The sequence below is a fragment of the Xanthomonas arboricola pv. populi genome (assembly GCF_002939945.1).
Taxonomy (GTDB): Bacteria; Pseudomonadota; Gammaproteobacteria; order Xanthomonadales; family Xanthomonadaceae; genus Xanthomonas; species Xanthomonas arboricola_A.
Genome location: NZ_MDEB01000002.1, coordinates 530,290 through 546,036, shown reverse-complemented (window position 1 = coordinate 546,036; position 15,747 = coordinate 530,290). Strand labels below are relative to the sequence as shown.

Below are 15,747 nucleotides of genomic sequence, written 5' to 3'. Positions count from 1 at the left end.
ATCTCGGCGCAACGCCAAGATGCTTGGCCCGCACATGCAAAAAAACGTTCATTTGAGCTATGCCCGCACGCTCCGGCTGGTTGGTAAAAAGCCGGACGCGGCTCATGATTGAGCGGTCCCGATTCGATAAGATGCCTTGGCCAGCTGATCACGGAGACGACCATGGAATGGATCAAAATCGGACCTGGTTGCGAGATGCCTGCTGAGGACGAAACAGTCCTCACGTTCGACGTCCATCGTTTCTGGAGTGAGGCAGTGCACCGATGCGCGCGCTTCTATTGGGACGAGGTGCATGAGATCGAGGGCGTCACGCACTGGATGAGGATCGAACTGCCTGCGTAAGCACCATCGGGCAATTCTGACCTCAAGATGGGTAACAGGCCGATATGGAAAATACCATGTGGCTGCCAATCTACATCTGCCGGTCGCGGTGCCAAGATGGCCGCTCAACCCGCGAGGCGCCTGAGCAGCGCCCAGCCGGCACCCTATACGTAACCCTCAAGGTCGTCGTGTGTGAGTACGCCCAGACGATGACCCCAGGATGTGACCAGCTCGACGATCACGGCCGCCTCGCCAGGGAAGGCAAACAGCAACCCCGCCTCGAACTGGTTGAGGACTTCCAGCGGTTCGGACGTGGCCGCCAGGCGCTGCTGCAGCTGTTCGAAGAGGCTGGGGGTGGTGGTGTCCATGCCAGCAGTCTACGGCCACCTGTCTCATGTCCTGAGACGGTGCTGCCGATACTGCGGGTATGGACAGAGCCCAACTCCGGACGCACCTTGATCACCTAGACGCTGCTGTGCCGGCGCTGCTGCAGAGCAGCCCCGACCGTTGCCACTTCTGGCAGGCCTTTGCCGGCATGGCGGACGTCATTGAGGACGGCGCCATCACGGGCGAGGATGCCCAATTCGTCTCCCGGCGGCTCGATGAGATCTTGGCCTGGCATGGCCTCCAAGATACCGACCGCGACTGTTAAGAGGCGGCCATGTGTTACTCCGCGCTGATCCGAGCCGAGTTCAAAGAGTTCCAGCGGGCGTTCGGCGCCGTGATGGACATCGACACCTATGTGAAGACCTTCTGGTGGGGCGAGGGTGCCCAGGCGCGTCGCATCAAGGCGCCACGTGCGATGGTGCGTGAGTTGCTGGAGATCGGCCCGCCTGAGCTGCAGGAGAACCTGCGCGCGGCGGACGCGGCCGAGGCAGACACGCTCACCCGTGAGATCTTCGACCAGAAGCGCCGTGTCGGCGATGCCGAGCGGGCGCTGCAGCTCAAGGAAACGAAGAAAGCGCGCGAGGACGTGCGCATTGGCACGAACAAGATCCAGCAGGCCCAGCGGCGCCTCGACACGCTCAAGGGCACGCGGGGTCAGGACGACAGCCGGATATTCCCGGGCGTCTATTGCCCGGTGCTGGTGTTCGAGAACGGCCAGCGTGTCGTCAAGCCGATGCGCTACCAATGCCGCCCGGCCGGCACGCCGGCAATGTACGACCGGAAATTTCCTGGCACCTACAACGCCCGCCGGGACAACCTGGAAGGCTTCTGGCGCCGGCAGTTCGGCTACACCCACGGGTTGATGGTGGCCGAGCGGTTCTACGAGAACGTCGAAGGCCCAGACGGGCAGAACCAGCGCATCGAGTTCGTGCCGCGCACCGGCGAGCCGATGCTTGTGGCGTGCCTCTGGTCGCACTGGCGCGATCCCGCAGGCATCGAGCCCGACCTGCTGTCGTTCGCCGCGATCACCGATGAGCCAGAGCCGGAAGTCGCCGCCGCTGGCCACGATCGGACGATCATCAACATCAAGCCCGAGCACGTCGACGCCTGGCTCAATCCGGGTCCGCGCAACCTGGATGCGCTGTACGCCATCTTCGACGACAAGCGGCACCCGTTCTACGAACACCGGCTAGCAGCGTGACCAGCAGCAGCCACAACCAGGATAGATAGCCATGCCATCCCGATCTGCGCACCGCGCTGCGCTTCAGCGATCTAAGGAGCCGAGCGTCATTGCTCCCGAAGGTGTGACGCTGCCGCCTCTCCCTCCCAACATGACCTGGCACAACCCCGTCATCGGCGGGGACGTCGATCGAGGCGAATGGTGCCTTTTGCGTGTCGGTCCAGGAGGGGCAGATGTCCTGGCAAGGGTTCGGCGTAATGGGGAAGCTGGGGCAGCTGTGTGGCTGACGATCGCCGGAAGCCCAGTAATACCGCCGCCTGTGACGCTGCCAATCGCTCAGGCCTTCGAAGTGGCGGCCGAGTTCGCACGTAACTCGGCTAGGTAATTCTCTCATCGCGCTGTCCGGCCAACTGGAGGCTTGATTTTTCTTGAGCGGCGAGTGTCCTGGTAGCGGACCCCTATCTCCGTCACCAAATACCCGGGTCGCTTCCAGTCTTCTAGGCTGAAGGTCCAGCAATCCTTCAGCAGGCTCGGATGGGTATGCACGTATGGCAGCCCATCTCGCTCGACGAAGCAGCTGTACCGATCATGGTAGGTGCGGATGTCCACGGCATGCTGACCCTGCTCTGTGCGAATTGTCCCGCACACTTCCGCGCGCAGGTCCGCTGTGAACTTGTTCAGCTTTGGCGCTATGCGGAGGATGAAGTCATCCATCGTCTCCCCGGGTTCGGAGAGTTCGATGGATAGGTGGGTCATCCGTTGAGCGGCGCTTGCTGGGGTGATCCAAATGGCCCAAGTCAGTAGCAAAAGCTTGAGCCAATTCTGCACCAGTGCCGGCTTGTCATGCCGCGTTAGAGCCTTCTGTTTCATTGCCGCTTCCTCCAGCTGAATTGGAGGAAAGCTTTAGGATCAGCTACTTAGATTTGCGGTTCCGGATTGAAAATCCCCGTGTCGGCGGTTCGATTCCGTCCTCGGCCACCATTTCCAAGCCTTCGTTCGCAAGGCTTCACGGCAATCGCCGGATGTGCAAACTCTCTTCCCGGTTTTGTTGACGCCACATCGCAGCGATTGCTGCAGGTGGGTGCTTGCGTTTGCCGGCAGATGTGTCGCCTGCGGCGGGACGAACTGCTGTGTTGCTCCGCGCTGCAACGCCGGCGTCTGGGCGGGGCGTGCGCTGCGCAAACTCCAGCTGCTGCGCAGCGCCTAATTTTTCCTTCTCCCTTCGATAGAAGGTGCCCGAAGGGCGGATGAGGTACGGCTCGCCCTTGAAGGGGCTTGGCAGATTGCGTCCGGTGAGTGACCCAAGCGATAGGAGCCGGGTCGCGCTGCCGGATCGCGGTAGTTTTTTCTACGTTGTCTTCAACTGCACGTGGCGATACTTCCGCGCATGACGCACAAAACACTTCGACGCACGTTGATTCACGGCTACTGCGGAGAGTTCCGCGTGGAAACGATGGAAAGTCAGGCTCCTGGACAGACGCAGTGGTCGTCGACGGCCTTTGTGTATCACCGCGACCGCGACTCGCCGATCGCCACGATCGAAGGCGCAGGGCAGGGCGAATACCGCGGCGATGCGCGCGAGCAGGCGCTGCGGGTGGGCTCCTGTCTGGCCGAGTTTCTGGACCCGAAGGAATATCGGCTCTGAAGGTCCGGCGCCGGCACCGCGACGCCATACTCCGCCGATGCGCATGAGCGGGCACTAGGAGATCAAGGCCGATCCGCGCAAGTCGATCGGACTGTCTGCCTCTATCCCTGCAGCCGAGTGACGCGGCGAGGCGATCAGCCGCCCGCCGGCCACCAGTTGTCCATGTTGCGCCGATAGACGAACAGGCGCGGCGCCTTGGCCACCTGGGCCGCTGCCTGGCGTTCGCCGGCGATCAACGAAAACCCGATGTCCGCCAGCATGCGTGACAGCGCGTTGGCATTGCCGCGGCCCGGGTCGCTGATGACGATCTCGCACGATGGCTTGGCCAGGGCGGGAATGAGTTTGGCCAGCATGGTGGCGTGACGGCTCTCGTAGAGCACGTCGCTGGCGATGATCATGTCGAACTGGCCCATGTTCGATGCGCCGGCGTCCCAGTCGAGCCGGCGATACGGCACCGAGTCCAGCGAATTGAGTGCGGCGTTGTACGCCAGAAATACCTCTGCCAGCGGGTGATGATCGCTGGCGACCACATCGGCGCCGCGCCTGCGCAACACCAGGCTGGCCAGCCCCAGGCCGCAGCCGAGTTCGAGAATGCGCCTGCCTTCGATCGGGCGCGTGGCCATCGCTTCGGCCAGTAGCTGACCGGCAGGCCAGACCTGTCCGAACAGGCTCCACTGCGCCGAGGAGATGCCGGCATCGGCCGCACTCTCGTCCGGATCGGCGTATTGCTGTTTGTCGGCAAGTGCGCGGATGACGTAGGTCAGTTGCCCGAAGGTCAACTCGTGAATCTGGGTCTGGTAGCCCGGCATGGTGGCATCGCATGGTCGCCAGAACCTGCGCTGGCTGGAAAGACGCGCGCAACGGCGCCAGAACGGCCGAACGAAGCGCAAGAGCTGCTTGTTGCCCGCGCATGCTACGGCAAAACGGCCGATGCGCCTGCCCGCCAGTGACTGCATGCCGTGCCGGCACTGGCCTGCTTGCAGCGAGCGACGGCGCAGGCAATGGCTCACCGCTGCGCGCTTGCATGCAGGCCGGTGCCGGTGGCCATGGTCGCCGCATTAGCGCGTGCTGCATCAAGCGCGGCGGGTTGCATCGGCGGGCGTGGGCGTACCGGAAAGGCTCATGGATGTGAGGGATCAGCTCACCGGCCCCAACTAGACTATCGCCATGGGAATGGCCCCGCGGAGGACATGCACTTGAACGATCCTGGTTACGGAGAGCCGCGGGCGCCTCACACCGGCCAATCGTGCAGTCTTCCTGTCGACACGCATCGCTCGGATATCTTCTTTGCGGCGGTGGAAACCACGCGCATGCCGATGACGGTGACCGATCCGCATCTGCCGGACAACCCGATCGTGTTCGCCAACCGCGCATTCCTGGAGATGACCGGGTATTCGGCGGACGAGATCATCGGCAACAACTGCCGATTCCTGCAGGGGCCGGACACCGATCGCTCCAGTATCGACGATGTCCGCGAATCGATCGACAACCGGCGCGAATTCGCCACCGAGGTGCTGAATTACCGCAAGGACGGTTCGTCGTTCTGGAATGCGCTGTTCGTTTCGCCGGTCTTCGACGACAGCGGCCGTCTGGTGTATTTCTTCGGCTCGCAGCTGGACGTGAGCCGTCGTCGCGATGCCGAAGACGCCCTGCGTCAGGCGCAGAAGATGGAAGCGCTGGGTCAGCTGACCGGCGGCATTGCGCACGATTTCAATAATCTGCTGCAGGTGATGTCCGGCCATCTGGAAGTGATCCAGATGATGGCCAACAAGGGTGGCGACAACGCGCAGCGCATCGCCTTCAGTGCCGGGCACGCGGCCGCGGCGGCCGCCAAGGCGGCCACGCTGACGCAGCAACTGCTGGCGTTTTCGCGCAAGCAGAAGTTGCGCGGGCGGGTAGTGAATCTCAATGCGTTGGTGGCGGGCATGAACAACATGGCCGAGCGCGTGCTGGGCGGCGGCATCACCATGCAGCAGTCGCTGGACGAACGGTTGTGGAACTGCCAGATCGATACCACGCAGGCCGAAGTGGCACTGCTGAACGTGTTGATCAACGCGCGCGATGCGGTGGCGCAGGCCGAGCGCAAGCAGGTCACCGTGCAGACGCAGAATGTGGAAATCACCAGCCACGATCTGGCGATGTATCACCAGCTGGCACCGGGCCGTTATGTGAGCCTTGCGGTGAGCGACACCGGCTCGGGCATGCCGCCGGACGTCGTCAGCCGGGTCATGGAGCCGTTCTTCACCACCAAGGACGAAGGGCAGGGCACAGGTTTGGGATTGTCGATGGTGTACGGCTTCGTCAAGCAATCCGGCGGCACCGTGCGCATCTACAGCGAAGTGGGCGAGGGCACCACGGTGCGTCTGTATTTCCCCGCATCCAGCGAGTTCGAGAACGATCTGCAGGCGGCCAAGGGCCGCGCGATCGACAAGGGCGGCAGCGAGACCATCCTGATCGTGGAAGACAAGCCGGATGTGGCGGTGGTGGCCCAGATGTTCCTGGAAGGCGCCGGTTATCGCATCCTGACCGCATCCAGCGGACGCGAGGCGATCGAGGTGCTGGAGCAGCATCCGGAGGTGGACGCGGTGTTTACCGACCTGATCATGCCCGGCGGCATGAATGGCGTGGTGCTGGCACGCGAGGCGCGGCGCATGCTGCCCAGGATCAAGATTCTGCTGACCACCGGCTATGCCGATGCCAGCATTCAGCGCACCGACGTGGGCGGTGCGGAATTTGACGTGGTCAACAAACCGTATACGCAGAAAGAGTTGCTCAAGCGGATCCGCATGCTGCTGGACGGGCCGACCGGCGTCGGTTGAAGTGCATGCATCCGGGCATTGCGATGCCCGGATGGCGGTCGCAGTTGATCGGTGCGATCGTGCAGCGGCTGCTGCGTTGCCGGTATTGCCCGCGCTGCGCCCGGCCTATCGCGCTTGAGAACGGCCAACGCCGTGGTCAGCAGTCCTCGGCTCGAAGCAGACGGCGTGCAGGATCGGAGGGCACACGTGATGCAGGCCGATCCCGGGTACCGGCCGCGCCTGCCCGACAAAAACGCGGCCGTTTGTGGATCGCTCTGAATCCTGGTGTGCTTACTCTTCGCTCATCGGCGCGACATAGCCGTCCGGCTTGTCGGCATTGCGTTCGAACAGGAACTTCTGCAACTCGGCTTCGAGAAACGCGCGGTGCTTGGGGTCGCGTGGCGAGAGCCGGTTTTCGTTGATCAGCATGGTCTGATGCGCCAGCCACGCCTGCCATGCGCTCTTGCCGATCTGCGCGAACACGCGCTGGCCGAGCTCGCCGGGATACGGCACAAAATCCAGGCCTTCTGTGTCGCATTGCTGATACTGGCAGAACACGGTACGGGACATGCGGATTCCTTTGAGTGCGCGCTTAGAGGGCGTCGAGCAGTTTGCGGATCGGTGCCGGCAAGCCCAGCGATGCCAGATCGGCGCGGGCGACCCAGCGCAGATCGTCATTGTCGCGTACCGCCGGGCGCAGCGCGACCTTGCGGATGCGCAAGGGCTGCAGATGCAGGCGGTAATGACTGAAGGTGTGCACGATCAGCGGCATGTCGTCGGCGCGTTCGTAGCTGCCATCGATGTGTATGTCGAACCATGCGCGCATGCCGCTATCGGTCTCGGCCTGCGGCAGCGTCCAGAGCGAGGCCCAGATGCCGGTCGGCGGGCGGCGCTGCAGCAGGATCTGCCTGTCTGCGTTTTCCAGCAGCAAGGCGGTGGCTTCGCGCTCGGGTAATTGCTTGCCGGGCTTGGGCGTGGGCAGTGCGTCCACCAGGCCATCGCGGCGCGCCACGCAATCGCCCTGCAGCGGGCACAGCACGCAGGCCGGTCTGGCACGTGTGCACAGCGTGGCGCCGAAATCCATCTGCGCCTGCGTGTAGTCGGCCAGGCGGCCGGCGGGCACGTGTGCCACATGCGTCGTCGCCAGTTGCCACAACTGTTTTTCGATCACCGGCAGGCCGGGATAGCCGGCAACGCCGTGGAAGCGCGTCAGCACGCGTTTGACGTTGCCGTCCATGATCGCGAAGCGGTCGTTCCAGGCCTGGCTGAGGATCGCGCCCGCGGTGCTGCGGCCGATGCCGGGCAGTGCGAGCAATGCATCGACGTCGCGTGGCAGTTCGCCATCGTGCAGGGCCACGCATTGTTTGGCGGCCGCATGCAGATTACGTGCGCGTGCGTAGTAGCCCAGCCCGGCCCAATGCGCCATCACGGTGTCGTTGTCGGCTGCGGCCAGATCGGCCAGGGTCGGAAAGCTGGCGACGAACTTGTGGAAATACGGAATGACCACCGCAACCTGGGTCTGCTGCAGCATGATTTCCGACAGCCACACCCGGTAGGGCGCGCGCGGATGCTGCCAGGGCAGGTCGTGGCGGCCGTGGCCGTCGAACCAGTGCAGCAGGCGGTCGACAAAGGCGTCGGCGGTGGGAGTGGCGTGGTCGGCTGGCATGGGTTCCGCTGGCAAGGGAAGGCGATGGCTTGCGATGGCGTCGGGTCGTCTGCTTGTGCCCTACGATGGGTCCGCTCAGTGCAGCGGAAAGGCCATTCCGACCAGGCACTGGCCGCAGAAAACGCCCTCATCGCCAGGCCAGTGCGGTGTGGCCGGTGCATGGTAATGAACCACCTCTGCATTGCGCCGCGCCTGCTTGCGCAACGCCGCGGGCAACGGCTGGGAGAACTCCAGTACACGTCTGGCGCGCGACCAGTAGCGGGACACATCCCGCACCGTGCAGCCTGCCTGCAGCGCCTGCGCGCACAGCGCTTGCAGATGCGGGCAGGCATCTTTCACTCAGCTGCCCAAGGCTTCCGGCAGCAAGGCATCGACGAAGGCGACCGGGTCGAACACGCGCAGGTCTTCCGGGCGTTCGCCGATGCCGGCGAAGCGGATCGGGATATTGAACTCGCGCGCCAATGCGAACACCACGCCGCCCTTGGCGGTGCCATCGAGCTTGGTTACGACCAGGCCGGTGACGCCAACCGCGGCATGGAACTGGCGCAGCTGCGAAATGGCATTCTGGCCGGTGGTGCCGTCGATGACCATCAGCACTTCGTGCGGCGCGGCAGCGTCGATCTTGCCGAGCACGCGGCGGATCTTGCCCAGCTCGTTCATCAGCCCGGTCTGGGTGTGCAGGCGGCCGGCGGTGTCGGCGATCAACACCTCGGTGCCGCGCGCCTTGGCGGCCTGCAGCGCGTCGAACGCCACCGAGGCGGCGTCGGCATTCTGTCCCTGTGCGATCACGGCCACGCCGTTGCGATCGCCCCAGGCCTGCAGCTGCGCCACGGCGGCGGCGCGGAAGGTGTCGCCGGCGGCCAGCATCAGGCTGGTGCCTTCGTCCTTGAAGCGCTTGGCCAGCTTGCCGATGGTGGTGGTCTTGCCGACGCCGTTGACGCCCACGGTGAGCACCACGAAGGGCTTGGCAGAGCGGTCGATGACCAGCGGTTTGGAGACCGGCTGCAGCAGGGCGATGAGATCGGCGCGCAAGGCCTTGAACATCGCCTGCGCATCCACGAACTCGCGCGACTTCATGCGCTTGCGCAGCCCTTCGACCAGGGCGGTGGTTGCGCCGATGCCGACATCGGCGGTGATCAGCGCGGTTTCGATCTCGTCGAGCAGATCGTCGTCGAGCTTGGGATTGCGCGAGAACAAGCCGCCGAAGCTGCGCGCGAAGCTGCTGTTGCGCAGACGGTCGCGCCAGCCCGGTTTGCCGGCCGGGGCGGCCGGTAGCGCATCGCGCTGGCCGTCGATGCTGTCGTTGTCGGAGCTGGCCGGGGAGGCGCCGATCACGCCCGGGGCGACGACAATGGGCGCGGCCACGGGGGGCGGGGCCACGACCGGCGTCGCTGCGGGCGCAGCTGTTGCGGCGGCAGGCGTAACGACAGCCGGTGCAACGACGGTAGGCGTAGCGGTCGAAGGTGCGACTGCGGGCGTGGCGCCTTGCGAAGGCGTCGGTGCCGGCGTACCTATCGACTGCACGGGTGCGCTTTGTGGCTGCGCGGCCACCGGCGGTACCACCACTGTCGTGGGAGCGTGTGGCGTGGCAGACGGAACCGGATCGGGCAGCGCCTGCAAGGCCGCAGGCGCCGGCGTTGCCGGGGGCGTGGGTGCGCTGGGGACTGCGGCAATGCTCTGCGCCTGGCCGGTCCGGGTGGCGATGTCCTGCGCGAGTTGTTCGGTCGGTGCCGCGGCTGGCGGCGTTGCGGCTGGCGTCGGCGCTACCGCTTCGCTGCGCGCGGGGGCGGCAGGGGCGGGCGACACTGCAGTCGTTGCCGATGTGCCGGGTTCCGCAGTCGGCATTGCCTCGACCGGCGACGCCGGGGTGGCGGCAGAGGGCGCGGTGGGGAATGCGGCTGCCAGTTCTTCCAGGCTATAGCGCGAAGTGCGCGCGCTGTCGGGCGTGGTTGGCTTGTTACGGCGGAAAAAGCTGGCCATTGGCAACGCAGTAGGGGAAACCCGGAATTCTACCATCCGGGCCCCGGTTCGCCTTGACGCGACCTTCAGTGCGGCCTTGTCCGGGCAACGCCCTGCACGCCGCAACTGCTGCGCAACAACACAGGCAAACCGCATCGCCACGGCATCACGAATGCTGCCGAATTCGGCATTTGTGCCAGCGATGTGTCAGCGGGTGTTTGCGTGCCTACAACTGACCCTTGAGCGCACGGTAATCGCGCGGGGTCATGCCGACGGTTGCCTTGAACTGACGCGCGAACGCGCTCTGGTCGGCGAAGCCGCAGCGTTGCCCGATGCTGGCGATGCTGTCGTCGCCGTACAGCAGCCGCATCGCCGATTCGATGCGCAGCTTGGTCAGCAGTTGCTGCGGGGTCACCTGGAAAACGCGGCGGAAGTGCCGTTCCAGTTGCGCCACCGACAGGCCGGCCAGGTCGGCCAGGCTCTGCACGCGCAGGTTGTCGCCGAAGTTGGCCTGCATGTGATCCATCACCTGGCTCAGGCGCTCGTACGCCGAGTGCCGGCTGTCGGGCTGGCCCAGATCGCGCGAAATGCCGACCACGCCAATCACCTCATTGGCCTCGCACAGCGGGCGTTTGAAGGTCAGGCACCAGCCGGGCAGGCGGTTGGGATACAGATGCACCTCCAGCTGGTTGTCGATGAGCTCGCCACACAGCACGCGGCGGTCCTGCATCATGTAGCTTCCGCCCAGCGGCAGCGGAAACACCTCCAGCGGGGAGCGGCCGATGATTTCGCTACGCAGCTTGCGCCCGAGCCGGCGTACCAGCGTCAGGTTGCAATGGGTGTAGCGGCCCTCGCTGTCCTTGATGAAGAACACCACGTCCGGCAGCGCATCGAACAGCGTCTGCATTTCCAGCGCGGGAAGGTTGAGGTCCATCGGCGTCATGGTGGCGGTCACGATTGACGGCTGCACGAAAGGTGCGGCCCTGTATTGATCCTAGCGCAAACGCGGGGCCGTGAACCGGGTTGTCGATTGTGCGGATTTCCGCATTTGCAACTCGCATTGGACGCTAGTCGTGTGCCAGCCGGCAGTGGGAGCATGAGCCATGCACATCATCGACGTCATCGACTCCCATACGGCCGGCGAACCTACCCGCGTGGTCCTCTCCGGCTTCCCCGATCTGGGCGATGGCGATCTGGCGCAATGCCGCGAGCGGTTTGGCCGCGATTTCGACCAGTGGCGCAGCGCGATCGCCTGCGAACCGCGCGGCTCGGACACCATGGTCGGCGCCCTGTTGCTGCCGGCCCGCGACCCCGGCGCCTGCACCGGGGTGATCTTCTTCAACAACGTCGGCTACCTGGGCATGTGCGGGCACGGCACCATCGGGGTGGTGCGTACGCTGGCCGAATTGGGGCGCATTGCGCCGGGCCAGCACCGCATCGAGACGCCGGTCGGCACGGTGGGCGTGGAACTGGCCGAAGACGGCACGGTGTCGGTCGACAATGTCGACAGCTATCGCGTCGCGACCGACGTGGAGGTGGACGTGCCCGGTTACGGGCCGGTACGCGGCGATGTGGCCTGGGGCGGCAACTGGTTCTTCATCACCGGGCAGGCGCCGTGTGCGCTGGAGCTGGCGCATCAGCGCGAACTGACCGCCTATACCGAGGCGATCCGGCTGGCGCTGGAAGCGGCCGGTATCACCGGCGAGGCCGGAGGCGAGATCGACCACATCGAAATCAACGGCGCCGCGCCCGACAGCAGCGGCGTGGCGCGCAACTTCGTGCTGTGCCCGGGGCTGGCCTACGACCGTTCGCCGTGCGGCACCGGCACCAGCGCCAAGCTGGCTTGCCTGGCCGCCGACGGCAAGTTGGCCGAAGGCGAGCGCTGGGTACAGCAGGGCATTCTTGGCAGCGCCTTCGAAGGCAGCTATCGCCTGAGTGGGCGCGGCATTGCGCCACGCATCAGCGGGCAGGCCTACCTCACTGCACGCACGCAGCTGCTGATCGACCCGGCCGACCCGTTCGCCTGGGGCATCGTGGCCTGATGGACGAGCAGCTGCGCGCGCAGGAGGGACACGCCGGCGCAGCGTCTGCTGCTGCGGCCCGCTTGCCCGATGCGTCGCTGGCCGCAGCGGATGCGCCAGCCACCGACACCCGCAGCGTGCCGGCCGCTGCCGGTACGCGACGCAGCTACGACCTGATCGTGGTGGGCGCGGGCATCGTCGGGGCGGCCTGCGCCGAGGCGGCGGCCGGCGACGGGCTGCGGGTGGCGATCGTCGAACCGGGGCCGATCGGCGGTGGTTCCACCGCCGCGGCGATGGGGCACCTGGTGGCGATGGACGACGACCCGGCCGAGCTGGCGTTGTCGGCGTATTCGCTGCGCCTGTGGGAGCGGTTCGCGCAACTGAGCGAAGCCGAATTCAGCCGCTGCGGCACGCTGTGGGTGGCGCGCGATGCGCGCGAACTGGCGGCGGTGCCGGCCAAGATCGCGCGCTTGGCCGCAGCCGATCTGCATGCGGAAGTGATCGATGCGAGCCGGTTGTATGCACTGGAGCCGCAACTGGTGCCGGGCCTGGCCGGCGGCATGCGCGTGCCCGGTGAGGCGGTGGTGTATCCGCCGCGGGTGGCGCGGCATCTGGTGAACCTGGCCTGCAAGGCGGGCGCGCAGCTGTTTGCCGGCCGCAAGGTGGAGCAGTTGCAGGCGCATGGGGTGCGTCTGGACGATGGCCAGCTGTTGGCCGGCCCGGTGCTGGTCGCCAGCGGCGTGGCCTTGCCGCAGTTGTTGCCCGAGCTGGCGCTGCGCCCGCGCAAGGGCCATCTGGTCATCACCGACCGGCATCCGGGAGTGATCCGGCATCAGCTACTGGAACTGGGCTACGCCGATTCTGCGCATGGCGCCGACGACACCAGCGTGGCCTTCAACGTGCAGCCGCGGCCGACCGGGCAGATCTTGATCGGCTCCTCGCGCCAGTTCGGCGAGCACGATCGCGCGTTGTCGATGCCGGTATTGCAGCGGATGCTGCAGCGCGCCTTCGCGTATCTGCCGGTGCTGCGCGAGTTGCAGGCGATCCGGGTATGGACCGGTCTGCGCCCGGCGACACCGGACGGGCGCCCGTATCTCGGGGCGGTGCCCGGCCGGCGCGATGTATGGGTGGCCGCCGGTCACGAGGGGCTGGGGGTCACCACGGCGCTGGGGAGCGCCCGGGTGATCGTGGACAGCCTGCTCGGGCGCACGCCGGCGATCGACCCTGGCCCGTACGCGCCGGCGCGCGCCGTGCACGGTGCGGCCGCATGAGCGCGACGGTGCGCCTGCACGTGGATGCGCAACCAGTCGAGGTGCCGGCCGGCGCCAGCGTGGCCGCCGCGGTGGCACTGGCGACGCTGCAGTTCCGGAAATCCTGCAGCGGCCAGCCGCGCGCGCCGTTGTGCGGCATGGGCGTGTGTTTCGAATGCCGGGTGCGCATCGATGGCATCGGCCAGCAACGTGCGTGCCTGGTGGATGCGCGCGACGGCATGCAGGTGCGCACCGATGGCTGAGCGCGTGCAGCATTTCGATGTGCTGGTGATCGGCGCCGGCCCGGCCGGCCTGGCGGCGGCGCAGGCCGCGGCCAGTCATGGCGTGCGGGTGGGCGTGGTGGACCTGCAGCCGCGTGCCGGCGGGCAGGTGTGGCGCAGCGATGTGCGGCACGGCGCGCCGGCCGATGCACGCGCGCTGTTGCGGCAGGTGCAGGGCGCGGCGTCGATCACGCTGCTGACGCGCACGCAGATCCTGCTGGCGCAGCCGGGCTGGCTGTTGGCCGATGGCCCGGACGGTTCCCTGCAACTGCATTACGCCGCCCTGGTGCTGGCCACCGGCGCACGCGAATTGCTGCTGCCATTCCCGGGCTGGACCTTGCCCGGCGTCACCGGCGCCGGCGCGGCGCAGGCACTGGCCAAACAGGGCTGGCCGCTGGCCGGCAAGCGCGTGGTCGTCGCCGGCAGCGGCCCGCTGCTGCTGGCCAGTGCGGCCACGCTGCAACAGCATGGCGCACGGGTGCTCGGTATTTACGAACAAACGTCTGCAGCTGCGTTGCGACAGTTTGCGCTGCAGCTGTGGCGCTGGCCGGGCAAGGCGGCGCAGGCGGTGGCGTTGCGCCTGCAATTGCGCGCGGTGGCCTATCGCACCGGCAGCGTCGTGGTTGCCGCGCATGGCGACACGCAACTGCGCGAAATCGAGATCGAAGGGCCCGCCGGCCGCACGCGTATCGCCTGCGATCAGCTGGCGGTGGGCTATGGCCTGGTGCCGAACACCGAACTTGCGCAACTGCTTGGTTGCCGGCTGGACGCGTGCGGCGCGCATCAACAGGTGCAGGTGGATGCGTTGTTGCGCACCAGCGTGCCCCAGGTATTTGCGGCGGGCGAAGCCTGCGGCATCGGCGGGCGCGATGGCGCGCTGATCGAAGGTGCGATGGCCGGGCATATGGCTGCAGACGCACCGAACGCTGCGCTGCGCCTGCAGCCGCGGCGGCGTGCCGCGCGTGCGTTCGCCGACGTGCTGCAACAGCAGTTCGCACTGAATCCACGCATCCGCACGCTGGCGCAGCCCGACACGCTGGTGTGCCGCTGCGAGGACGTGCCGCTGGCTGCGCTGGACAACTTCGACGATGCACGCGATGCCAAGCTCGCCTCGCGCTGCGGCATGGGCGCCTGCCAGGGCCGCATCTGCGGCACCGCGCTCACCGAACTGGGGCGGTGCCCGCCCGCGCTTTCCACCGACGCCGGCCGCCGGCCGCCGTTGTTCCCGGTCCGCCTCGCGGCGCTGGCCGACCCGTTCACTTCCGACTCGCAAGGGAATCATCCATGAGTATTGCTGCGTTCTGGCATGGCGTGTTGCCGGCCATCACCACCCCGTTCACCGCCTCCGGCGAGATCGACCACGCCTTCCTGGGCAAGCACGCCAATCAACTGGTGGACGCCGGCTGCACTGCGATCGTGCCGCTGGGTTCGCTGGGTGAAGCGGCCACCTTGAGCGTGGACGACAAGATCGCCGTGCTCAAGACGCTGATCGGCGCATTGAACGGCCGCGTGCCGGTGGTGCCGGGCATCGCCAGCCTGGCGACCGGTGAGGCAGTAGAGCTGGCCAAGGCAGCCAAGGAACTCGGTTGCGGCGGGCTGATGGTGTTGCCGCCTTACGTCTACTCCACCGACTGGCGCGAGATGGGCGGGCATGTGCGCGCGGTGATCGCCGCGACCGATCTGCCGGTGATCCTCTACAACAACCCGGTGGCCTACAAGACCGATTTCGGCCCGGCGCAGATCGCCGAATTGGCCGCCGAATTCCCCAACCTGCAGGCAGTCAAGGAATCCTCGGGCGATGTGCGCCGCTTCGCCGCGCTGCAGGAACTGCTGGGCGATCGTCTGGCGTTGCTGGTGGGCATGGACGATGCCATCGTCGAAGGCCTGAGCATGGGCGCCAAGGGCTGGATCGCCGGCCTGGTCAACGCGTACCCGAAGGAATCGGTGCGCCTGTTCGAACTCGCGCGCGATGGCGGTTATCCGGCGGCCAAGGAGCTCTACGACTGGTTCCTGCCGCTGCTGCGCCTGGATACCGTGCCCAAGTTCGTGCAGTTGATCAAACTGGTGCAGGAAAAAGTGGGCCTGGGCAGCGAGCGCGTGCGCGCGCCGCGCCTGGTGGTCGACGGCGCCGAGCGCGAGGCGGCGCTCAAGGTCATCGATCACGCCATCGCCACTGCGCCCAAACTGTCCTGACGATGAGGTCTCGCCGCACGCCACGGGATGAGCGCCGCGCACGGAT

Annotated in this window: 17 protein-coding genes; 10 read left to right on the top strand and 7 right to left on the bottom strand. The window is 66.4% G+C overall.

Annotated elements, in window-relative coordinates; translation table 11 throughout:
* The first annotated feature begins 162 nt into the window (after nt 1-162).
* On the top strand, nt 163-342 hold the full coding sequence (locus tag XaplCFBP3123_RS08825) for a hypothetical protein (RefSeq protein WP_146091305.1): 180 nt from the start codon (nt 163-165) through the stop codon (nt 340-342).
* A gap of 143 nt (nt 343-485) precedes the next feature.
* Here the strand turns inward: XaplCFBP3123_RS08825 and XaplCFBP3123_RS08820 are convergent, their stop codons facing one another.
* The gene (locus XaplCFBP3123_RS08820; RefSeq protein WP_104533687.1) at nt 486-689 is read right to left on the bottom strand and encodes a hypothetical protein; all 204 of its coding nucleotides are present in this window, start codon (nt 687-689) and stop codon (nt 486-488) included.
* Between the two features lie 59 nt (nt 690-748).
* Here XaplCFBP3123_RS08820 and XaplCFBP3123_RS08815 point away from each other — a divergent pair, with 59 nt between their 5' ends.
* Both XaplCFBP3123_RS08815 and XaplCFBP3123_RS08810 read left to right on the top strand, forming a co-directional pair.
* Entirely contained in the window at nt 749-973 is a 225-nt protein-coding gene (locus XaplCFBP3123_RS08815) for a hypothetical protein (protein WP_104533686.1), read from the top strand.
* A gap of 9 nt (nt 974-982) precedes the next feature.
* On the top strand, nt 983-1,909 hold the full coding sequence (locus XaplCFBP3123_RS08810) for an SOS response-associated peptidase family protein (protein WP_104533685.1): 927 nt from the start codon (nt 983-985) through the stop codon (nt 1,907-1,909).
* A 369-nt stretch (nt 1,910-2,278) separates the two neighbouring features.
* Here XaplCFBP3123_RS08810 and XaplCFBP3123_RS08800 read toward each other — a convergent pair whose 3' ends face one another.
* On the bottom strand, nt 2,279-2,758 hold the full coding sequence (locus XaplCFBP3123_RS08800; protein WP_104533684.1) for a hypothetical protein: 480 nt from the start codon (nt 2,756-2,758) through the stop codon (nt 2,279-2,281).
* 517 nt (nt 2,759-3,275) lie between these two features.
* On the opposite strand from XaplCFBP3123_RS08800, the gene XaplCFBP3123_RS08795 reads away from it, so the two are divergent.
* On the top strand, nt 3,276-3,533 hold the full coding sequence (locus tag XaplCFBP3123_RS08795) for a hypothetical protein (RefSeq protein WP_104533683.1): 258 nt from the start codon (nt 3,276-3,278) through the stop codon (nt 3,531-3,533).
* Between the two features lie 134 nt (nt 3,534-3,667).
* Here XaplCFBP3123_RS08795 and XaplCFBP3123_RS08790 read toward each other — a convergent pair whose 3' ends face one another.
* A complete protein-coding gene (locus XaplCFBP3123_RS08790; protein ID WP_104533829.1) occupies nt 3,668-4,342 on the bottom strand; it encodes a class I SAM-dependent methyltransferase in 675 nt (224 codons plus the stop codon).
* 387 nt (nt 4,343-4,729) lie between these two features.
* On the opposite strand from XaplCFBP3123_RS08790, the gene XaplCFBP3123_RS08785 reads away from it, so the two are divergent.
* Nucleotides 4,730-6,352: a hybrid sensor histidine kinase/response regulator gene (locus XaplCFBP3123_RS08785; protein ID WP_104533828.1), complete on the top strand. Its 1,623-nt coding sequence runs from the start codon at nt 4,730-4,732 to the stop codon at nt 6,350-6,352.
* Nucleotides 6,353-6,622: 270 nt separating this feature from the next.
* On the opposite strand, the gene XaplCFBP3123_RS08780 is transcribed toward XaplCFBP3123_RS08785, so the two are convergent.
* The 4 genes from XaplCFBP3123_RS08780 to XaplCFBP3123_RS08760 all read right to left on the bottom strand — a co-directional run bounded on the left by XaplCFBP3123_RS08780 (nt 6,623) and on the right by XaplCFBP3123_RS08760 (nt 10,899).
* Complete coding sequence (locus tag XaplCFBP3123_RS08780; RefSeq protein ID WP_016902008.1) at nt 6,623-6,901, bottom strand: oxidative damage protection protein; 279 nt, start codon at nt 6,899-6,901, stop codon at nt 6,623-6,625.
* A 22-nt stretch (nt 6,902-6,923) separates the two neighbouring features.
* The gene (gene mutY, locus XaplCFBP3123_RS08775) at nt 6,924-7,997 is read right to left on the bottom strand and encodes an A/G-specific adenine glycosylase (protein WP_104533682.1); all 1,074 of its coding nucleotides are present in this window, start codon (nt 7,995-7,997) and stop codon (nt 6,924-6,926) included.
* Nucleotides 7,998-8,336: 339 nt separating this feature from the next.
* The gene (gene ftsY, locus XaplCFBP3123_RS08765; protein WP_104533680.1) at nt 8,337-9,977 is read right to left on the bottom strand and encodes a signal recognition particle-docking protein FtsY; all 1,641 of its coding nucleotides are present in this window, start codon (nt 9,975-9,977) and stop codon (nt 8,337-8,339) included.
* 205 nt (nt 9,978-10,182) lie between these two features.
* Complete coding sequence (locus tag XaplCFBP3123_RS08760) at nt 10,183-10,899, bottom strand: AraC family transcriptional regulator (protein ID WP_024937898.1); 717 nt, start codon at nt 10,897-10,899, stop codon at nt 10,183-10,185.
* 160 nt (nt 10,900-11,059) lie between these two features.
* Between XaplCFBP3123_RS08760 and XaplCFBP3123_RS08755 the strand changes: the two genes are divergently transcribed.
* From XaplCFBP3123_RS08755 to XaplCFBP3123_RS08735, 5 genes are read left to right on the top strand one after another with little or no spacing between them, the layout of a single operon-like run.
* Entirely contained in the window at nt 11,060-11,998 is a 939-nt protein-coding gene (locus tag XaplCFBP3123_RS08755) for a proline racemase family protein (protein WP_104533679.1), read from the top strand.
* The gene (locus tag XaplCFBP3123_RS08750; protein ID WP_104533678.1) at nt 11,998-13,248 is read left to right on the top strand and encodes an NAD(P)/FAD-dependent oxidoreductase; all 1,251 of its coding nucleotides are present in this window, start codon (nt 11,998-12,000) and stop codon (nt 13,246-13,248) included. The genes XaplCFBP3123_RS08755 and XaplCFBP3123_RS08750 overlap by 1 nt, the downstream gene beginning before the upstream one ends.
* Nucleotides 13,245-13,490, top strand: coding sequence for a 2Fe-2S iron-sulfur cluster-binding protein (locus XaplCFBP3123_RS08745; RefSeq protein WP_104533677.1), 246 nt, complete (start codon nt 13,245-13,247; stop codon nt 13,488-13,490). The genes XaplCFBP3123_RS08750 and XaplCFBP3123_RS08745 overlap by 4 nt, the downstream gene beginning before the upstream one ends.
* Nucleotides 13,483-14,796, top strand: coding sequence for an NAD(P)/FAD-dependent oxidoreductase (locus XaplCFBP3123_RS08740; RefSeq protein WP_104533676.1), 1,314 nt, complete (start codon nt 13,483-13,485; stop codon nt 14,794-14,796). Before XaplCFBP3123_RS08745 ends, XaplCFBP3123_RS08740 begins: the two co-directional genes overlap by 8 nt.
* Nucleotides 14,793-15,701: a dihydrodipicolinate synthase family protein gene (locus tag XaplCFBP3123_RS08735; protein ID WP_104533675.1), complete on the top strand. Its 909-nt coding sequence runs from the start codon at nt 14,793-14,795 to the stop codon at nt 15,699-15,701. Before XaplCFBP3123_RS08740 ends, XaplCFBP3123_RS08735 begins: the two co-directional genes overlap by 4 nt.
* Nucleotides 15,702-15,747: the final 46 nt, after the last annotated feature.